Origin of the sequence: Pseudoxanthomonas sp. Root630 (genome assembly GCF_001427585.1) — a bacterium.
Classification (GTDB): domain Bacteria; phylum Pseudomonadota; class Gammaproteobacteria; order Xanthomonadales; family Xanthomonadaceae; genus Pseudoxanthomonas_A.
Genome location: NZ_LMGY01000018.1, coordinates 65,870 through 84,136 on the forward strand (window position 1 = coordinate 65,870; position 18,267 = coordinate 84,136).

Below are 18,267 nucleotides of genomic sequence, written 5' to 3' on the forward strand. Positions count from 1 at the left end.
CTTCCATGTCATTGACCGTATCCCCCCGGCACCGCGATGCCATCGCGGCGCCCGCGATCCGCACCATCGCGCCGATGCCCCACGTCCGCATCAACCGCGTGACCCGCAGCCACGCGGCCGCGCTGATGCAGCTCTGCGACCGCCACATGGCGGAACTGCCGGCGGGCGCCAGCGCCCAGCGCGCGGCGGGCGGCCGCGTGCTGGAACTGATGGAAGCCCTGTTCGAAGCGCCGTTGCGTGCGTGGGCGTGGATCGCCGAATGCGACGGCATGCCTCAGGGCTATGCGTTCGGCACCGTCGGCTTCTCGATGATGGAGCGCGCGTACTACTTCAACCTGGAGTCGTTGTTCGTGCCTGCGGACGCGCGACCCTCCGGCGCCGCCTCGGCCCTGTTCGACGCGGCGCGCGCGATGGCCGATGAGTTGGGCTGCATCGATCTGCGCTGGCAGGTGCCGCTCGCGCAGGAGGGCGCGCTGGTGCTGCCCGGGCACGTCGCGGCCGCCTCCATGATCCAGTACGTGTTCCCGACGTCGATGCGGAGCCTGCGTGATGAGTAAGCAGATCGGAACCAAAGCGCCGCCGCGCCGTCGCTGGAGGCGCATGGCCGCTGCGGTGTGCGTGTCGGCCACGGCCGCGGCCTACGCCGGAGCATCCGGCTGCAGCACGCTCGCCTATCCGCAGTCGCCGCAGTACGGCGAAGACGGCTTCCAGAACGAGCGCAAGCCGCGCCCGCTGGGCTGGCGCCAGACCAGCAAGCTCTGGTGGGATTTCCTGGTGGGCGGCAAGCCGGCGGGCACGGTGCCCGCGAGCGAGATCCCGGTGCAGTCGCTTTCTGCGGAGCAACTGGCGCAGGCGCCGGATGGCACCGTGTATCGCCTGGGCCACTCCACCGTGCTGCTGAAATTGCAGGGCCGCTTCTGGCTGACCGATCCGGTCTTCGCCGAGCGCGCATCGCCCGTGCAATGGGCCGGCCCCAAGCGTTTCCATGCGCCGCCGCTGTCGCTCGATGCGTTGCCGCAGCTCTCGGCCGTCGTGCTGTCGCACGACCATTACGATCACCTGGACCGCGAGACCGTCCTCGCGCTCGCGGCGAAGACAGACGTCTTCCTGACGCCACTGGGCGTGGGCGACCGGCTCGCGCGCTGGGGCGTGCCGCGCGAGCGGATCCGCCAGCTCGACTGGTGGGAGCACTCGGACGTGGATGGCGTGCAGTTCACCGCCACGCCCTCGCAGCACTTCTCCGGGCGCACGCTGTTCGACCGCAACAAGACGCTGTGGGCATCATGGGTGATCCAGGCCGGCGACACGCGCGTGTTCTTCAGCGGCGACACCGGCTACTTCGACGGCTTCCGCACCATCGGCGACCGCTTCGGGCCGTTCGACCTGACCCTGCTGGAATGCGGTGCCTACGACCGCCGCTGGCAGGATGTGCACATGCTGCCGGCGCAGACCCTGCAAGCCCACCTTGACCTGCGCGGACGCTGGCTGGTGCCGATCCACAACAGCACGTTCGACCTGGCGTTCCACGGCTGGAGCGAGCCGATGGAAACGCTGTATTCGCTGTCGCGCGATGCGGGCGTGGACATCGCCACGCCGGTCATCGGTGCGCCACTGGCGATCCACCAGCCCGGCGGCACGCAACCGTGGTGGCGGGCCGAGTAATCCGCTGGCTCAGGTGTTGTCGGGTGCGGCGGTGAATCGCACCCGGCAGCCGAAGCCGCGGCCTGCGATGCCTTCGCCGGCATCGATCGTCGCTTCGTGCGCCTGCGCGATGCGCTGGACCAGCGAGAGCCCGATGCCGCTGCCGCGCTCGCCATTGCCATGGCTGCCGCGGAAGAACCGTTCGAAAACCCGTTCGCGCTCCTCAGCCGCCACGCCCGGTCCGTTGTCGCGCACCGCCAGCCACGCTGTGCCGCCGTCGTTGTCGGTGCCGCAGGCGATCTCGATGCGCCCGTGCTCGCCGCAGTAACGCACCGCGTTGTCGATCAGGTTGCGGGCGAGGATGCCCAGGTCGTCGAGGTCGCCGCGCACGCTGGCGGGTTCGGCGTGCACGCTGATGGTCTGGCCGCGCCGCGCCGCCATCGATTCGAACTCGCGCGCGACCATCGTCACCACGTCGGGCAGCTGCACCGTGGGCTGGTCCTCGCGCAACGGCGAGGCATCCACGCGCGCCGAATCCAGCAACTGCTGCGCGAGCCGCGACGTGCGCTGGATGCCCTGCACCAGCGGTTCCAGGGCGGTGCGGGCGTCGGCCTGCGAGCCTGCACGCAAGGCGACCTGGGTCTGGGTCAGCAGCGCCGCCAGCGGCGTGCGCAGTTCGTGCGCGGCATCGGCGAGGAACTGGCGCTCGCCCCGCATCGCCTCGGACAAGCGTTCCAGCAACAGGTTGAACGAATCCACCAGCGGCCGGATTTCGCGCGGCAGGCCGGCAGAGGGCAGGGGGGCGAGGTCGTGCGCTTCGCGCTGCGCCATCTCGCGACGCAGCCGGTTCATCGGGCGCAGGCTCCAGTGGATGGCCAGGCCAACGGTCATCCCGAGGATGAGCAGGATGACGATCCCGCTCCACACGCTGACTTTCACCCAGTACGCCAGCTCGGCACGCATCGCGGACAACGACATGCCGGACTGCACCTGGATGCGGCCGCCGGCGTCGGTGACCGCGTAGACGCGCCAGGGTTCGCCGGCCACCTCGGTGACCACGAAGCCGGGTTGGAAATCCGCTTTCAGCGGCTGGGTCGGCGCGCCTTCGGACAGCACGACGGGCCTGTCGCGGCCGAGGATCCACACCTGGTAGCGCAGCGCGTCGAACTTCCGCCCGGCCATGCTGGGCCGCGTGGGGAGCCGCAAGCGCGGGCCATCGCCCAGCGCCGTGAGGTTGGCCGGCATCGAGAGCAGGATCTGCTCGCTGACTTCCTGCAGGAAGAGGTCGTCGTGGCCCTTCTGCTGGCGCGTCATCTGGAAGTGCTGGCCGCCCAGCCAACACCCCCATCCCAGCGCGAGCGGCGTCATCACCGCGAGCAGCAGCTTGGACTTGAGCGAATGGCTCATGCGGGATCTCCCAGCCGATAGCCGAACCCGTGCACGGTGGCGATGACGCCGTCGCCCAGCTTCTTGCGCAACTGGTGGATGTACACCGCGATGGTGTTGCTCTCGATGGCGCCGTCACCGCCGTAGACCAGCGACTCCAGCGTCTCGCGCGCGATCACGCGGCCCGGCCGCTCCATCAGCGCGAGCAGCGTGCGGTACTCGTGGACGCCCAGCCGGACCGGGCGGTCGCCCTGGCGCACGGACCGGTCGGCGGGGTCCAGCACGATGTCGCCGTGGCGCAGCACCGGCGCCACGCGCCCCTGCGTGCGGCGGACGACGGCGCGCAGTCGCGCCCCGAGTTCGCCGGCTTCGAAGGGCTTGACGATGTAGTCGTCGGCGCCGGCGTCCAGGCCGCGCACCCGGTCGCTCAGTTGGTCGCGGGCGGTGATGATCAGGACCGGCGTGGTGTCGTAGCGCTGGCGCAGGGCGGCCAGCACGTCGAGGCCGGAGCCGCGCGGCAGACCCAGGTCCAGCAGGACGGCGGTATAGCCATGGTCCACCAGTGCCAGTCGGGCGGCGGCGGCATCCTCGGCACGGTCGATGGACCAGCCGTCCTGCGCGAGCGCGGCGGCGAGCGCATCGCCCAGCATGCGATCGTCTTCGACCAGGAGCAGGCGCTGCACGGGGCATCCTCGGGAACGGCGGGCCCCCATGCTAGGCCGAAGCGATTAAACCGTCTTTAATGCGACCCCGACCGGCGCAAGAAACGCAAAACCCCGCCGGAGCGGGGTCTTGGTCGTTCACCTGCCGCGGTTCTCAACCCGCGACCTAAGCCGGATGGCGCTCCCTAGGGGGCTCGAACCCCTATTTTAGCCTTGAGAGGGCCACGTCCTAACCATTAGACGAAGGGAGCGTTTTTGGTGAAACCGGCGTAGCGGATTAGTATATGCGGCGGCTACGCCCAGAGCAATGCACCCGGGCGCCGCGTGACCCCCTTGCATGGAACCGCCGCTATTACGCCGCCCACCGCTCTGCGAACCATCCCCCGCGACCAGCACACCATCTCGCGCAAGGACATCAGCCCGAATGCGCTGCGCGTGCTCTACCGCCTGCGGGATGCCGGGTTCCAGGCCTATCTGGTAGGTGGTGCGGTGCGCGACCTGCTGGTCGGCGGGCATCCCAAGGACTTCGACGTCGCCACCGACGCGACGCCCGAACAAGTGCGCCAGCAGTTCCGCAACTGCCGCCTGATCGGCCGCCGCTTCCGCCTGGCGCACGTGGTGTTCGGCCGCGAGATCATCGAGGTCGCGACCTTCCGCGCCAACAGCGACGACGGCAGCGGCGACCGCGAAATGGAAAACGGCCGGCTGGTGCGCGACAACGTCTACGGCAGCATCGAGGACGATGCCGTCCGCCGCGACTTCACCGCCAACGCGCTGTACTACGCCATCGACGATTTCTCGGTGCGAGACTATGTCGGCGGCTTCGAGGACGTGATGGCGCGCCAGCTGAAGCTGATCGGCGACCCCGAGCAGCGCTATCGCGAAGACCCGGTACGCATGCTGCGCGCCGTGCGTCTCGCCGCCAAGCTGGGTTTCGAGATCGAGGCCGATACGGCAGCACCGATCGCACCGCTCGCCTCCCTGCTGGCGGAAGCCGCGCCGGCGCGGCTGTTCGAGGAAATCCTGAAGCTGTTCCTGTCCGGTCACGCGGTCGCGAGCTTCGAAGGACTTGAGCGCTTCGGCCTGTTGAAGGTGCTGCTGCCCGAAACCGCGGCCGCGCTCGCCTCCAACCGCAGTGGTGCGCTGCGCCGCATGGTCATGGCCGGTCTGGCCGGCACCGACCAGCGCGTGGCCAACGACGAACCGGTGTCGCCGGCGTTCCTGTTCGCGCTGCTGCTATGGCCGGCGTACTGCCGCGCCCTGATGGGCTTGCAAGCCTCCGGCGTGCATGCCGAAGAAGCGCAGCGCCGCGCGGCAGACCGCGTCACCCTGCACCAGTTGAACACCGTCGCGCTGCCGCGCCGCTTCTCGCTGCCGATGCAGGAAATCTGGCTGCTGCAGACGCGCTTCGGCAACCGCCAGCGCAAGCGTGTCGTCCGACTGCTCTCGCATCCGCGCTTCCGTGCGGCATTCGACTTCCTCGTGCTGCGCCTGGAAGCCTCGCCCGAGCATGCCGAGGATGTCGCCTTCTGGCGCGAGGCGCAGACCCAGTCCGGCGATGAACTGTCGGCCGCATTGGGCGTCGGCGCCCCGACGGACGACCTCCTGGGAGAAGACGCGCCGCCGTCCAAGCGTCGCCGTCGCCGTCGCCGCCATGGTGCGGCCTCACAGGCCGAATGACACCGCACGTCCGGGCCTGCATCGGCCTGGGGGCCAACCTCGGGGATGCGGCCGATACGCTGCGACGCGCGTTCGATGCGCTTGGTGGCTGCGAAGGGGTCGAGGTGCTGCGCACGTCGCGCCTGTATCGCACGCCCGCGTGGGGGCGCGAGGACCAGCCCGATTTCATCAACGCCGTCGCGCTCGTGGACACGACGCTGGCGCCGCGAGCGCTGCTCGAGCGACTGCTCGCGGTCGAAGCGGCGTTCGGGCGACAGCGCGCCGAAGGCGAGCGCTGGGGACCGCGCACGCTGGACCTGGATCTGCTGCTGTACGGTGACGTCGTCGTCGACGAGCCGGGCCTGCACGTGCCACACCCGCATCTGCATGAACGCGCCTTCGCGCTGATACCTCTGCTCGAGGTGCTGCCCAACGCCCGTATCCCGGGTTACGGCGATGCGCGGGATGCTGTGTCCGGGCTCGAAATGTCCAACATCCATCCGTTATGAGTGGATAATACGGGGCTATGAGCACGCACGCCGACAGCAAGCCCTGGACCGTTCCCGCCCTCGCCGATGCCAAGCGCGAAGGCCGCAAGCTGGTGATGCTGACGGCCTACGACAACAGTTTCGCCCGCGTCCTGGACCGCAACGGCGTGGACCTGGTGCTGATCGGCGATTCGTTGGGCATGGTGGTGCAGGGCCACGATTCCACGCTGCCGGTGACGGTGGACGACATCGCTTACCACACCCGCGCCGTCGCGCGCGGACTCGATCGCGCGCTGCTGGTCGCCGACCTGCCGTTCCAGTCCGATGCCACGCCGGAGCGCGCACTCGATGCCGCCATCGCGTTGCTGCAGGCGGGTGCGGAGATGGTCAAGCTGGAAGGCGCGGGCCACAAGCTGGACGTGATCCGCTTCCTGGTCGAACGCGACATTCCGGTCTGCGGCCATCTCGGTCTCACGCCGCAGTCGGTGCTGACCTTCGGCGGCTACAAGGTGCAGGGCCGTGGCGATTCGGCCGCGGCGAAGCTGCGCGCGGATGCGCGCGCGGTGGCGGAAGCGGGTGCACAGCTGCTGGTGCTTGAATGCGTCCCTTCGCCACTGGCAGCCGCCATCACCGCAGACGTCGCCATCCCCACCATCGGCATCGGCGCCGGTCCCGGTTGCGATGGCCAGGTGCTGGTACTGCACGACCTCCTGGGTCTGGACACGGGCCATCGCCGGCCGAAGTTCGTCAAGGATTTCCTGGCTGAGGGCGGTTCCGTGGCGGGCGCCGTGCGCGCTTACGCCGACGCGGTGCGCAGCGGGGCTTTCCCCGACGATGCCCATTCCTACTGACTGCGCCGCGCGCATCGACACGCCACAGGGGCCCTGATGATCGAGACCATTACCGAGCTTGACGCGTTGCGTGCACGCGTCAGGGAATGGAAGCAGCAGGGCCTGCGGGTCGGCTTCGTGCCCACGATGGGCAACCTGCATGCCGGGCACTACTCGCTGGTGATGCTGGCACGCCAATACGCGGACCGGGTGGTGTCCAGCGTGTTCGTCAACCCGACCCAGTTCGGGCCCAACGAGGACTTCACCCGCTACCCGCGTACGCCGGAAGCGGACATGAGCGGTCTCGAAGGTGCCGGTTGCGATGTCCTGTGGCTGCCGACGGTGGAGTCGATGTATCCGTTCGGCGTCGAACTCGCCGCCAGGGTGCACGTGCCCGGCGTCAGCAGCGTGCTGGAAGGCGCGCACCGTCCAGGCCACTTCGACGGCGTATGCACGGTGGTGGGCCGGTTGTTCAACCAGGTCCAGCCCGACGTGGCGGCCTTCGGCAAGAAGGACTATCAGCAGCTGGCCGTGATCCGCCAGCTGGTCACCGACCTGGCGTTCCCCATCCAGATCCTGGCCGGCAGCATCGTGCGCGAGCCCGATGGCCTGGCGATGAGCTCGCGCAACCAGTACCTGTCCGCGGACGAGCGTCCGCGCGCTGCCGAAATCCGCAAGGTGCTGATCGCCATGCGCGAAGGCCTGCTGGCCGGACAGTCGCGCGCGCAGGTGGAAGCCGATGCGGCGCGCAGGCTCACCGAAGTGGGCTACGTGGTCGACTACACCGTCGTCCGCCGCCACGACCTGAGTGAGCCGGCCGACGGCGAGCAGGCCGCACGGGTGGCGCTGATCGCGGCCAAGCTGGGACGCACGCGGTTGATCGACAACCTGGAGTTCTGACGGTGGCGAGGGTGGACGCGGTGTTGCACGATCGTGCACGCCGCACCGGGCGCGAGGGGCTAAACTTCGCGTCCCCGATCCAGATTGCGCCCCCATGCACCTCAGCCTGCTCAAGACCAAGATCCACCGCGCGACCGTCACCCATTCGGAGCTGAACTACGAAGGCTCCATCGCCATCGACGGCCTGCTGCTGGATGCCACCGGCATCCGCGAGTTCGAACAGGTGCACATCTGGGACGTCACCAACGGCGCACGCTTCTCGACGTATGCGATCCGGGCCGACGAAGGCAGCGGCATCATCTCCCTCAACGGCGGTGCGGCGCGCCACGTGCAGGTGGGCGACCTGATCATCATCGCTGCGTTCGCCGGCATGAGCGAACAGGAAGCCGACCAGTTCCAGCCGACGCTGGTGTACGTGGACGGCCAGAACCGCATCACCCACACCAACCGCAGCATCCCGAAGCAGGCGGCCTGACATGAGCATCGGCTCCGACGCGTTGAACGCCCACGCCGCGCGCCTGCGCGGCACCCCGCTGAGCGAACTACTGGCGCGCGAGCCCGGCCGTGTCGCGGCGCACACGCTGCGTACCGGTCCGCTGTACTTCAATTTCGCGCGCCAGTCCTACGATGCACAGGCGTGGCAGGCCCTGCTCGCGCAGGCGCAGGCCGCCGATCTCGCAGGTGCGTTCCGCCGCCTGTTCGATGGCGAGGAAGTCAACGTCACCGAGGGCCGCTCGGCGCTGCATACCGCGCTGCGCGGGCAGCACTCCGAAGCCGTCGTCGCACGCGAGGCCTACGCCAGTGCGCTGGATGTCCGCCAGCGCATGGCCGCGCTGATCGCGAAGTTGGAAGCGACCGGCGTCACCGATATCGTCAGCGTGGGCATCGGCGGCTCCGATCTCGGCCCGAGGCTGGTGGCCGATGCGCTGCGCGATCCGCTGCCGGGACGTTTCCGCGTGCATTTCCTGTCCAACGTCGACGGCGCGGCGGCGCAACGCACGCTGGCGCCGCTGGATCCCGCGCGTACCGCGGCGATCCTGATTTCGAAGACCTTCGGCACCCAGGAAACGCTGCTCAACGGCGGCATCCTGCGCGACTGGCTGGGTAGCAGCGAGCGGCTGTATGCGGTCAGCGCGAATCCCGAGCGCGCCGCCGCGGCCTTCGACATCGCGCCGGAGCGCGTGCTGCCGATGTGGGACTGGGTCGGCGGGCGCTATTCGCTGTGGTCCGCCGTGGGCCTGCCGATCGCCCTGGCGATCGGCTTCGATCGTTTCGAACGCCTGCTGGCGGGCGCCTCGGCCTTCGATGCGCATGCCGTCAACGCGCCGCTGGCCGACAACATCGCGGTGCGCCATGCGCTGACCGCGGTGTGGAACCGCAACGTACTCGGCCACGCCGCGCAGGGCGTGATGACCTACGACCAGCGCCTGGCGCTGCTGCCGGCCTACTTGCAGCAGTTGGTGATGGAAAGCCTGGGCAAGTCGGTGAAGCTGGACGGCAGTCCGGTCGGCGTGGACACCGTGCCCGTGTGGTGGGGGGGCGCGGGTACCGATGTGCAGCACAGCTTCTTCCAGGCGCTGCATCAGGGCACGCAGATCGTGCCGCTCGATTTCGTCGGTACGGTGCGCAATGACGATCCCTATTCCGAGAACCACCTGGCGCTGATGTCCAATCTGCTCGCGCAAAGCGAAGCGTTGGCGAATGGGCAGGCCAGCGACGATCCGCATCGCAGCTATGCCGGCGGACGGCCGAGCACGATGATCCTGCTGGATGCACTGACCCCCGAAGCGCTCGGCGGCCTGATCGCGATGTACGAGCACAGCGTCTACGCGCAGTCGGTGCTGTGGGGCATCAATGCGTTCGACCAGTTCGGCGTGGAGCTGGGCAAGCAGCTGGCCAATGGCTTGCTGCCTGCACTGAAGGGTGAAACCGAAGCGAAGGATCCGGTGACGCGCGCGCTGCTGGTGGAGATCGCTGCGCGCGGGTGAAAGCGGCGCGCCGCTACGTGGACCTGCTTCCGGTAGGAGCGACGTGAGTCGCGACCGTGCGAACGGAACACATGCGGGAACCTCTTCCTTGCGGATCGTCCCGGCGGCGATTCGCACGATTCACCGTTGGCGACGCTTCATCCTTCCGGTCGCGACTTACGTCGCTCCTACAGGGGGGCGTGCCTGCCCAGCGCCCATGCCACGTGTTCCCGCACCAGCGGCGAGGGATCCTCGCGCCGGCTTTCCAGTGCGGCGAGTACATCGGGTGTCGTCGGTGCATTGCCCAGCGCCACCGCGATGTTGCGCAGCCAGCGCTCGTGGCCGCTGCGGCGGATCGCCGATCCTTCCGTGCGGCGCAGGAAATCTTCCTCGTCCCATGCGAACAGCTGGGGCAGCGTGGCGACATCCAGGTCGTTCCGGGCGCGGAAATCAGGTTCGTCCGTACGCTTGGCGAACTTGTTCCAGGGACACACCAGTTGGCAGTCGTCGCAGCCGAAGATGCGGTTGCCGATGGCGGGGCGCAGGTCCTCGGGGATCGCGCCTTCGTGTTCGATGGTCAGGTAGGAAATGCAGCGGCGCGCGTCGAGCCGGTAGGGCGCGGTGATCGCCTGCGTGGGGCAGATTTCGATGCAGCGCGTGCAGGTGCCGCAATGCGCGGTCGCGGGTGCATCGACCGGTAGCGGCACGTCCACATAGATTTCGCCCAGGAAGAACCACGACCCGCCCTCCTTGTCGATCAGGCAGGTGTGCTTGCCGATCCAGCCGAGGCCCGCATTGCGTGCGAGTGCGCGCTCCAGCACCGGTGCCGAATCGACGAATACGCGATGCCCGAACGCGCCGAATTCCCGCTGCAGGCGCTCGGCCAGCTTCTGCAGCCGGTTGCGCATCAGCTTGTGGTAGTCGCGTCCCAGCGCGTAACGCGCGACATAGGCGCGTCGGCCATCCGCCAGGGTGTCCCAGGCGTCGTCGCTGTCGTTGCGGCCGTAGTCGAGGCCGACCGAGATCACCCGCAGGGTGCCGGGGATCAGGTCCTGCGGCCGCGAGCGCTTGTCGCCGTGCTGCGCCATCCACGCCATCGAGCCGTACAGCCCCTGCGCGAGCCAGTCGCGGAGATGGTCTTCGTCCTCGCCCAGTTCGATGCCGGCGATGCCGCACCGCTGGAAACCGAACTCGCGCGCCAGCGCACGCACGCGGGCGACCAGGGTCGCGGGGTCGGGTGGCAACGAGGGCAACGGGGGGGACGGCATGCGGAAAGTATAGGTGGCCCGGCGGCATTCACTTCCGCGCAACCCGGGCCGGTCCTAGAATCCGCGCATGTCAGCCACCGTGCCCCTGTATTCCACCTTCGCCGCGCGGGCGCTGGATGCGAACGCCACGCGCGCGCTGGGGGGCGACGCCTACACGCTGATGCAGCGTGCCGGCCAGGTGGCGTGGCAGTACGTGCTGATGCATTGGCCGGAGGCGCAACGCATCGTCGTGATTTGCGGGCCGGGCAGCAATGGCGGCGATGGTTACGTGCTGGCCCGGCACGCGCACCGTGCGGGGCGTGCGGTCGAGGTGGTCCATCTGCCCGAACACGTCCCGGCCAATCCCGTCGCCCAGCGCGCGTGCACCGATTACGTCGCGGCGGGGGGGCGCGTCACCCTGTTCGATGGCACGTTGCCGAAAGCCGAGGTCCTGGTGGATGCCTTGTTCGGGATCGGCCTGTCGCGCGCGCCCGAAGCCAGTGCGCATGCGCTGATCGATGCGCTCAACGCGCAGGCGCTGCCCGTGTTCTCGCTCGACGTGCCCAGTGGCGTCGATGCGGACCGTGGCGGCGTACCCGGCGTGGCGGTGGTGGCGACGCGCACCCTGCAATTCATCGCACGGCACGCCGGCCTGCATACGGGCGATGCGCTGGAATACACGGGCGCGTTGTCGTTGGACGACCTCGACGTGCCGTCCGAGGCCTTCGAGGGCGTGGAAGAACTCGCGACATTGCTCGATCACGAAGCGCTGGCGCGCTGGCTGCTGCCGCGCCGTCGCAACACGCACAAGGGCGAGTCAGGGCACGTGCTGTGCATCGGCGGCGAAGAGGGCAGTGGTGGCGCGGTCGCGTTGTGCGCGGAGGCTGCGTTGCGCGCCGGTGCGGGCCTGCTCAGCGTGGCGACGCGACCGGCGCATGTCGCCGCGATCCTCGCGCGCCGTCCGGAAGCCATGGTGCGGGGCGTCGAATCCTCGGAAGACCTTGCGCCGATGCTCGCGCGCGCTGGCGTCATCGCGATCGGACCCGGTCTGGGGCAGGGCGAATGGGCGCGTGCGTTGGTGCAGCAGGCCTGGCGCAGCGGGCGGCCACTGGTCGTCGATGCCGATGCGCTCAATCTGTTGGCGGTATCGCCGGAAGCGCTGCACGACGCGGTGCTCACGCCGCATCCCGGCGAGGCCGCGCGCCTGCTGGGATGTACGACGGCCGAGGTACAGGCGGACCGGTTCAACGCCGTCCGTGCGATCGCTCAGCGCCATGCGTGCGTTGTCGTACTGAAGGGCGCCGGCACGATCGTTGCCGCGCCCGACGGAGCGCTGCGGGTGATCGATGCAGGCAATCCCGGCATGGCCGTCGGCGGCATGGGCGACGTGCTGACCGGCGTGATCGCAGCGTTGCGCGCGCAGGGCCTTCCTGCGTTCGATGCGGCCAGTGCTGGCGCGCTGCTGCATGCGCTCGCGGGCGACGCAGCGGCATGGGACGGACAGCGCGGCCTGCTGCCTTCCGACCTGATGCCGCACCTGCGACGCCTCGCCAATCCCTGAGCGGCGCCTGCGCGGTTCGGCGCCAGCACTTAGAATCGTTGCATGCACACATTCCTTGCCGACAGCGATGCCACCGAAGCCCTGGGCCAGGCGCTCGCGCGCACGCGGCCACCCTTCGCCGTGGTGCACCTGCAAGGCGACCTGGGGGCCGGCAAGTCGACCCTGGCGCGCGCGCTGTTGCGTGCACTGGGCGTGGGTGGCGCGATCCGCAGCCCGACCTACACTCTCGTCGAGCGCTATCCCGTCGAAGGCGGCGAAGCCTGGCACCTGGACCTCTACCGCATCGGCGATGCGGGGGAACTGGAATTCCTCGGCCTGGACGAAGGTGCAGCCGTGCTATGGCTGGTGGAATGGCCCGAGCGCGGCGGTGCGTCCCTGCCGCAGGCGGACCTGGTGGTGACACTGGCGGTCGAGGGCGCTGGACGATCGGTCCGGTGCGAGGCGGGCTCCCGCATCGGCGAGCAGTGGCTGACGCGGGTGGCCGGAGAAGCTCAGTTGCAGGCTTCAGTTGCCCAGACTGGTTAGGAACATCTTCCAGGTTGCGGATTATTAAGGGAAAACGTCTTGCATTCGTGACCTGATGGTGCTTGAATCCGCGGCATGAGCCCGGGGATGCCCACCACCGCCATGCTGCGCGCCGCCCTTGCAGGGCTGCTGGCCATGCTGCCGGTATCGCTCTGGGCGGGCGAAGTGACTGCCGTCAGCCTCGCGCAGGGCGCCACCGGTACCCGCGCCGAGATCCAGCTGGCCGGAACGGGCCAGTACAAGACCATCAGTCTGAAAGGCCCTGATCGACTGGTCGTGGACCTGCCGGCCTCGAAGGCCCGCGCGGGTCTCCGCCTGCCGGCACCGGCCGGCATCGTCCGTGCGGTGCGCACGGGGCAACCCGATGCGAACACGTTGCGCATCGTCTTCGATCTCGCTTCGCCGGTGGCCGCGCTCAATCCGCGCATGGAACAGGCCGGCGATGCCTCGCGCCTGGTGATCGAATGGCCGGGCGATGGTGCGGCTCCCGCCGCTTCGACGCAGGTGGCGGCAAGCGCGCCTCCGGCAGCGACGACGACTCCGACGACTCCGCCGCCCGCCGCGAACTCCGCTTCGCAGGCCCAGGCCGATGCGGCGCGCGCGACCGCGCTGCTGACCGCACAGGTGACAGAGGCGGGCCAGGCGCCTGCCACGTCGCCCCCCGCGACCACGCCGAGCGCATCGCCGTCACCGCAGGCCATCCTCAACGGGCAGGCGACCACGGCGGTCGTCACGCCGAACGCGGGCAGCCCGCCGCCCACCTACACGATCGCGACCGGCCAGCCGACCCCGATGCCGGGTTCGCCGGCAGCGACCGCCACGCCTGACGCGACCGTCGTCGTGCCGTCGCCCGTCGTCACCGCCGGCATGCGCCCGCTGGTGATCGCCATCGATCCGGGCCACGGCGGCCAGGATCCCGGTGCCATCGGCCCGAGCGGCCGCTACGAAAAGCATGCGGTGCTGGCCATCTCCAAAGAGCTGGCGCGCCAGATCAATGCCACGCCCGGCATGAAGGCCTATCTGGTCCGCGATACCGACGTCTACGTCGAGCGCCCGCAGCGCGCCCGCAAGGCGCGCGCGGCGAAGGCCGACATGTTCGTCTCCATCCATGCCGACGCGGCGGAAAACCGCAGCGCCTGGGGCTCATCCGTCTATGTGCTGTCGCTGCGCGGCGCGTCCTCGCAACACGCGCGCTGGCTGGCCGACAAGGAAAACGCGTCCGACCTGGTCGGCGGCGTGCGCCTGACCAAGGACACGTTGTCCAACGTGCTGCTCGACCTGGCCCAGAGCGGCCACATGAAAGCCTCGCAGGACGCGGCGGGGCACGTGCTGACCTCGCTGAAGGACCTGGGCAAGACCCACAAGCCGCAGATCGAGTTCGCCAACTTCGAGGTCCTGCGCAATTCCGACATGCCGGCGATGCTGGTGGAGACGGGCTTCATCTCCAACGCGGACGAGGAAAAGCGCCTGTTCGACCCCGCGCATCAGCGCAAGGTGGCGGGCGCGGTGCTGGATGGCATCCAGTCGTACTTCACCCGCCAGCCCCCGCCGGGCACGCTGTTCGCGGCGCGCGCCCAGGCCGAGGCCGAGGCACGCAGTGTTGCGGCAGGCGGGGCCGCCGGCGCGCCCTGATCGCGCGTTCGCTCGGCTATCATCACGGCTGATTCCCCGAGACGGCGCGCCTGCGCCGCCAGCACGTGCCGATCCGCCAGCTCCCCGACACCCTGATCAACCAGATCGCCGCCGGCGAAGTCGTCGAACGCCCCGCGTCCGTCGTCAAGGAACTCGTGGAGAACGCGCTGGATGCCGGTGCGCGCCGCGTGGACATCGACCTGGAAGAGGGCGGCGTCCGCCTGATCCGCATCCGCGACGATGGCGGCGGTATCGCGCCTGAAGAACTGCCGCTGGCGGTGTCGCGCCACGCCACCAGCAAGATCGCCTCGCTGGACGACCTTGAGGCCGTCGCGACGCTGGGCTTCCGTGGCGAAGCACTGCCGTCGATCGCCTCGGTCAGCCGGTTCTCGCTGACCTCGCGGCGCCCGCAGGATGCGCACGGTGCCTCACTGCAGGTGGACGGCGGCAAGCTGGGCGAGGTGTCGCCGAAGCCGCACGCCGTCGGCACCACGGTGGAAGTCCGCGAGCTTTTCTACAACGTGCCGGCGCGGCGCAAGTTCCTGCGCGCCGAACGCACGGAGATGAGCCATATTGAAGAATGGCTGCGCTCGCTGGCGTTGGCGCGTCCCGACATCGAGCTGCGCGTCTCGCACAACGGGCGGCCCTCGCGCCGCTACAAGGCGGACGAACTCGAATCCCTCGCGCGCCTGGACGAAACGCTGGGCGAAGAGTTCGCCCGTAGCGCGCTGCGCGTGGATCATGCCGCCGCCGGCCTGCGCCTGCACGGATGGATCGCCCAACCCAGCTACTCGCGTGCCAGCGCCGATCAGCAGTACGTCTACGTCAATGGCCGCTCGGTGCGCGATCGCAACATCGCGCACGGGGTGAAGATGGCGTACCAGGACGTGCTCTTCCACGGCCGGCAGCCCGCGTACGTATTGTTCCTCGAACTCGACCCCACGCGCGTCGACGTGAACGTGCACCCCGCCAAGCACGAAGTCCGTTTCCGCGACACCCGGCTGGTGCACGATTTCGTCTATCGCACGCTGCACGAGGCGCTCGCGGAGACGCGCGCGGGTGTCGTGCCGCAGGATGCCGTGGCATCGTCCTTCGCCGCGCGCCCTGCGGGTTCGATCCCCTCGGCCTGGATGCCGACGCAGCAGTCGCCCTTGGGGCTTTCGGTGGCGGAAGCCCCCGCCGCCTACGCTGCGCTGTATGCGCCGGCGACCGACGCGTCGCCGGGCGCCATGGTGAACTATCCCGCGCCCACCATGCCGGTCATGCCGGCGAACGATCCGGACGGCGTGCCGCCGCTGGGTTTCGCCATCGCCCAGTTGCATGGCATCTACATTCTCGCCGAGAACGCCGACGGCCTGATCGTCGTCGACATGCATGCCGCGCACGAGCGCATCGGCTACGAGAAGCTGAAGCAGGCGCACGATGGCATCGGTCTGCGCGCGCAACCCTTGCTGGTGCCGCGTGTGCTGGCGGTCGCCGAGCGCGAGGCCGACGTGGCCGAACGCGAGGCCGCCACGCTGGCCCTGCTGGGCTTCGACATCACCCGCGCCGGCCCGCAATCGCTCAGCGTGCGCAGCATTCCGGCGCTGCTCTCCAATGCGGATCCGGAAGCGCTGCTGCGCGACGTGCTCGCCGATCTGCGTGAACACGGCGAGAGCCGCCGCGTGTCGGCGGCGCGCGACGAACTGCTGGCGACGATGGCGTGCCACGGTGCGGTGCGCGCGAACCGTCGCCTGACGCTGCCCGAGATGAATGCCCTGCTGCGCGAGATGGAGATCACCGAGCGCTCCGGGCAATGCAACCACGGCCGCCCGACCTGGGCGCGCTTTTCCTTGAACGAGATCGACCGCTGGTTCCTGCGAGGACGTTGACATGGGGATGAAGACAGGATGGCTGGGGATGGCCATGCTGCTGGGTTTGCTGGTGGGGTGTGGCGATGCGGACGAGAAGGCCGGCGCGGCCGGCAAGGTCGTCGACGCCCGCTTCCTGGCCGACAACACGGCATGGCGCGAGCAGCGCAAGAACGAGCTGGTCGCACCGGATGGCTGGACCAGCCTGGTGGGCCTGCACTGGATCGAACTGAAGTCGCATTTCATCGGCAGTGGCCCGGCGAGCGGCATCAAATTGATCGTCGGCCCACCGAAGATGGGCATGGTGACGCAGCAGGAAGGTCGCATCTTCTTCACACCCGAACGTGGCGTCGACCTGACGCTCAACGGCGAGCCGTTGAAGGGCCGTGTCGAACTGCAGAGCGACCGTGATGCAACGCCGGGCGTGATCGGCTTCGACGAAGGCAAGGGGGCGCTGTCGGTGATCGAGCGCGGCGGCCGCCATGCCCTGCGCGTCAAGTACGCCGATGCGGAGTCGCGCACGCAGTTCGTCGGCCTGGACTACTGGCCCGCGCTGGAAAGCTGGCGCATCGAGGGCCGCTACATCCCGCATCCGCCGGGGAAGACGCTGACCATCGTCGACGTGATCGGCGTGGCGAACGAGTCGCCGAATCCTGGCGCGGTGGAGTTCGAACGCGACGGCAAGACGTTCCGGCTCGAAGCGCTGGGTTCGCCGGACGGTCCGTTGTTCTTCGTGCTGGCCGACCGCACCAGCGGGCACGGCAGCTACCCGGCCGGCCGCTTCCTCGATGCCGAAGCGCCGCGCGACGGCAAAGTGGTGCTGGATTTCAACCGCGCCTACAACCCGCCGTGCGCGTTCACCCCGTACGCCACCTGTCCGCTGCCGCCGGCGGAGAACCGCCTTGACCTGCTCGTCGAAGCAGGCGAGAAGGCATACGCCAAACCGATCAAAGTACTTTGAGGAAGGAACCGATGAAGTTGCACGTGCTGCTGAAATCCCTCGTTGCCACGGGCCTGCTCGCCAGTGCTTCGGTGCTGGCCGCCGACACCGCCAAGGCACCCGACGCGCCCGTGCCGCTGCTGTGGAAGGTGTCGGACAAGGACAACGCGGTGTACCTGCTCGGATCGTTCCACCTGCTGCGGCCGAGCGACTACCCCTTGTCGGGCGACGTGGAAGCGGCGTTCGCCGATGCGGAGCGGCTGATGTTCGAACTGGCGCCGTCGGAGATGCAGTCCACGGCGGTGCAGCAGCTGATGCTGCAGGCGGCGCTGCGCACCGACGGCAAGACGCTGCAGCAGGAACTGGATGCAGCGACCTGGACGCGACTCGAGGCGTGGACCGCCAAGAACGGTATGCCGATCGTGGCGTTCAACAGCTTCGAGCCCTGGTTCGTCGGGCTGACCATCAGCATCGTCGAGATGACCCGTCAGGGCCTGGATCCGAAGCTGGGCCTGGACAACCACTTCATGGACAAGGCCAAGGCCGCGGGCAAGCCCACAGCGGGGCTGGAACTCGCGCAGGAACAGATCGGCGTGCTCGATGGCATGGAGGCCGCAGAACAACGCCAGTTCATCATCGAAGCGCTCGACCAGGCCGCCAAGGGCTCCGTGGAAACCGAACGGCTGCACCAGGCGTGGCGTCGTGGCGATGCCGAAGGCCTCTGGACCGGCATGGCGGCGGACATGAAGCGTCAGTACCCGCGTCTCTACAAGCGCATCAACGTGGAACGCAACGACGCCTGGGTGCCGAAGATCCGGCAGATCCTCGACCAGCCCGGCGACGACGATGCGCTGGTGGTGGTCGGCGCGCTGCACCTGCTGGGCGACGACGGTGTGGTCGAGAAGCTGCGCGCGCGCGGTTACAAGGTGGAGCGCATCTGTTCCGCCTGCCAGGCCGGCACGCGCTGAAGACTGTTCCG

16 protein-coding genes, 1 tRNA gene and 1 pseudogene are annotated in these 18,267 nt (G+C 69.0%); 14 read left to right on the forward strand and 4 right to left on the reverse strand.

What is annotated here, in order from left to right:
* Nucleotides 1-5: 5 nt before the first annotated feature.
* A complete protein-coding gene (locus ASD72_RS17035) occupies nt 6-557 on the forward strand; it encodes a GNAT family N-acetyltransferase (protein WP_056881156.1) in 552 nt (183 codons plus the stop codon).
* Nucleotides 550-1,662, forward strand: coding sequence for an MBL fold metallo-hydrolase (locus tag ASD72_RS17040; RefSeq protein ID WP_235578048.1), 1,113 nt, complete (start codon nt 550-552; stop codon nt 1,660-1,662). The genes ASD72_RS17035 and ASD72_RS17040 overlap by 8 nt, the downstream gene beginning before the upstream one ends.
* A 9-nt stretch (nt 1,663-1,671) precedes the next feature.
* On the opposite strand, the gene ASD72_RS17045 is transcribed toward ASD72_RS17040, so the two are convergent.
* The 3 genes from ASD72_RS17045 to ASD72_RS17055 all read right to left on the reverse strand — a co-directional run bounded on the left by ASD72_RS17045 (nt 1,672) and on the right by ASD72_RS17055 (nt 3,940).
* The gene (locus ASD72_RS17045; RefSeq protein ID WP_056881157.1) at nt 1,672-3,048 is read right to left on the reverse strand and encodes an ATP-binding protein; all 1,377 of its coding nucleotides are present in this window, start codon (nt 3,046-3,048) and stop codon (nt 1,672-1,674) included.
* Complete coding sequence (locus ASD72_RS17050; RefSeq protein WP_162250404.1) at nt 3,045-3,710, reverse strand: response regulator transcription factor; 666 nt, start codon at nt 3,708-3,710, stop codon at nt 3,045-3,047. Before ASD72_RS17050 ends, ASD72_RS17045 begins: the two co-directional genes overlap by 4 nt.
* Nucleotides 3,711-3,865: 155 nt before the next feature.
* Nucleotides 3,866-3,940 (reverse strand) — tRNA-Glu (locus ASD72_RS17055).
* Between the two features lie 118 nt (nt 3,941-4,058).
* Between ASD72_RS17055 and pcnB the strand changes: the two are divergent.
* The 6 genes and pseudogenes from pcnB to pgi form a co-directional block, all read left to right on the forward strand.
* Nucleotides 4,059-5,369 (forward strand): annotated as a pseudogene (gene pcnB / locus ASD72_RS17060) (polynucleotide adenylyltransferase PcnB); the annotation flags it as partial.
* Complete coding sequence (gene folK / locus ASD72_RS17065) at nt 5,366-5,857, forward strand: 2-amino-4-hydroxy-6-hydroxymethyldihydropteridine diphosphokinase (protein WP_056881160.1); 492 nt, start codon at nt 5,366-5,368, stop codon at nt 5,855-5,857. The pseudogene pcnB and the gene folK, both read left to right, overlap by 4 nt.
* Before the next feature lie 17 nt (nt 5,858-5,874).
* On the forward strand, nt 5,875-6,687 hold the full coding sequence (gene panB, locus ASD72_RS17070; RefSeq protein WP_056881161.1) for a 3-methyl-2-oxobutanoate hydroxymethyltransferase: 813 nt from the start codon (nt 5,875-5,877) through the stop codon (nt 6,685-6,687).
* A 36-nt stretch (nt 6,688-6,723) separates the two neighbouring features.
* Nucleotides 6,724-7,566: a pantoate--beta-alanine ligase gene (gene panC, locus ASD72_RS17075; protein WP_056881162.1), complete on the forward strand. Its 843-nt coding sequence runs from the start codon at nt 6,724-6,726 to the stop codon at nt 7,564-7,566.
* A gap of 94 nt (nt 7,567-7,660) precedes the next feature.
* The gene (gene panD, locus ASD72_RS17080; RefSeq protein WP_056881163.1) at nt 7,661-8,041 is read left to right on the forward strand and encodes an aspartate 1-decarboxylase; all 381 of its coding nucleotides are present in this window, start codon (nt 7,661-7,663) and stop codon (nt 8,039-8,041) included.
* A gap of 1 nt (nt 8,042) precedes the next feature.
* Nucleotides 8,043-9,554, forward strand: coding sequence for a glucose-6-phosphate isomerase (gene pgi, locus ASD72_RS17085; protein ID WP_056881164.1), 1,512 nt, complete (start codon nt 8,043-8,045; stop codon nt 9,552-9,554).
* Between the two features lie 167 nt (nt 9,555-9,721).
* Here pgi and queG read toward each other — a convergent pair whose 3' ends face one another.
* Nucleotides 9,722-10,801, reverse strand: coding sequence for a tRNA epoxyqueuosine(34) reductase QueG (gene queG, locus ASD72_RS17090; RefSeq protein WP_056881165.1), 1,080 nt, complete (start codon nt 10,799-10,801; stop codon nt 9,722-9,724).
* Nucleotides 10,802-10,868: 67 nt separating this feature from the next.
* Between queG and ASD72_RS17095 the strand changes: the two genes are divergently transcribed.
* From ASD72_RS17095 to ASD72_RS17120, 6 genes are all read left to right on the forward strand, one after another.
* A complete protein-coding gene (locus tag ASD72_RS17095) occupies nt 10,869-12,341 on the forward strand; it encodes a bifunctional ADP-dependent NAD(P)H-hydrate dehydratase/NAD(P)H-hydrate epimerase (protein ID WP_056881166.1) in 1,473 nt (490 codons plus the stop codon).
* Between the two features lie 42 nt (nt 12,342-12,383).
* On the forward strand, nt 12,384-12,866 hold the full coding sequence (tsaE, locus tag ASD72_RS17100; RefSeq protein WP_056881167.1) for a tRNA (adenosine(37)-N6)-threonylcarbamoyltransferase complex ATPase subunit type 1 TsaE: 483 nt from the start codon (nt 12,384-12,386) through the stop codon (nt 12,864-12,866).
* Between the two features lie 75 nt (nt 12,867-12,941).
* Complete coding sequence (locus ASD72_RS17105) at nt 12,942-14,498, forward strand: N-acetylmuramoyl-L-alanine amidase (protein WP_056881168.1); 1,557 nt, start codon at nt 12,942-12,944, stop codon at nt 14,496-14,498.
* A 65-nt stretch (nt 14,499-14,563) separates the two neighbouring features.
* On the forward strand, nt 14,564-16,369 hold the full coding sequence (gene mutL, locus ASD72_RS17110) for a DNA mismatch repair endonuclease MutL (protein ID WP_056881169.1): 1,806 nt from the start codon (nt 14,564-14,566) through the stop codon (nt 16,367-16,369).
* Nucleotides 16,370-16,376: 7 nt separating this feature from the next.
* Entirely contained in the window at nt 16,377-17,309 is a 933-nt protein-coding gene (locus ASD72_RS17115; RefSeq protein WP_155944724.1) for a DUF1684 domain-containing protein, read from the forward strand.
* An 11-nt stretch (nt 17,310-17,320) separates the two neighbouring features.
* Nucleotides 17,321-18,256: a TraB/GumN family protein gene (locus tag ASD72_RS17120; protein WP_056881171.1), complete on the forward strand. Its 936-nt coding sequence runs from the start codon at nt 17,321-17,323 to the stop codon at nt 18,254-18,256.
* Nucleotides 18,257-18,267 lie beyond the last annotated feature (11 nt).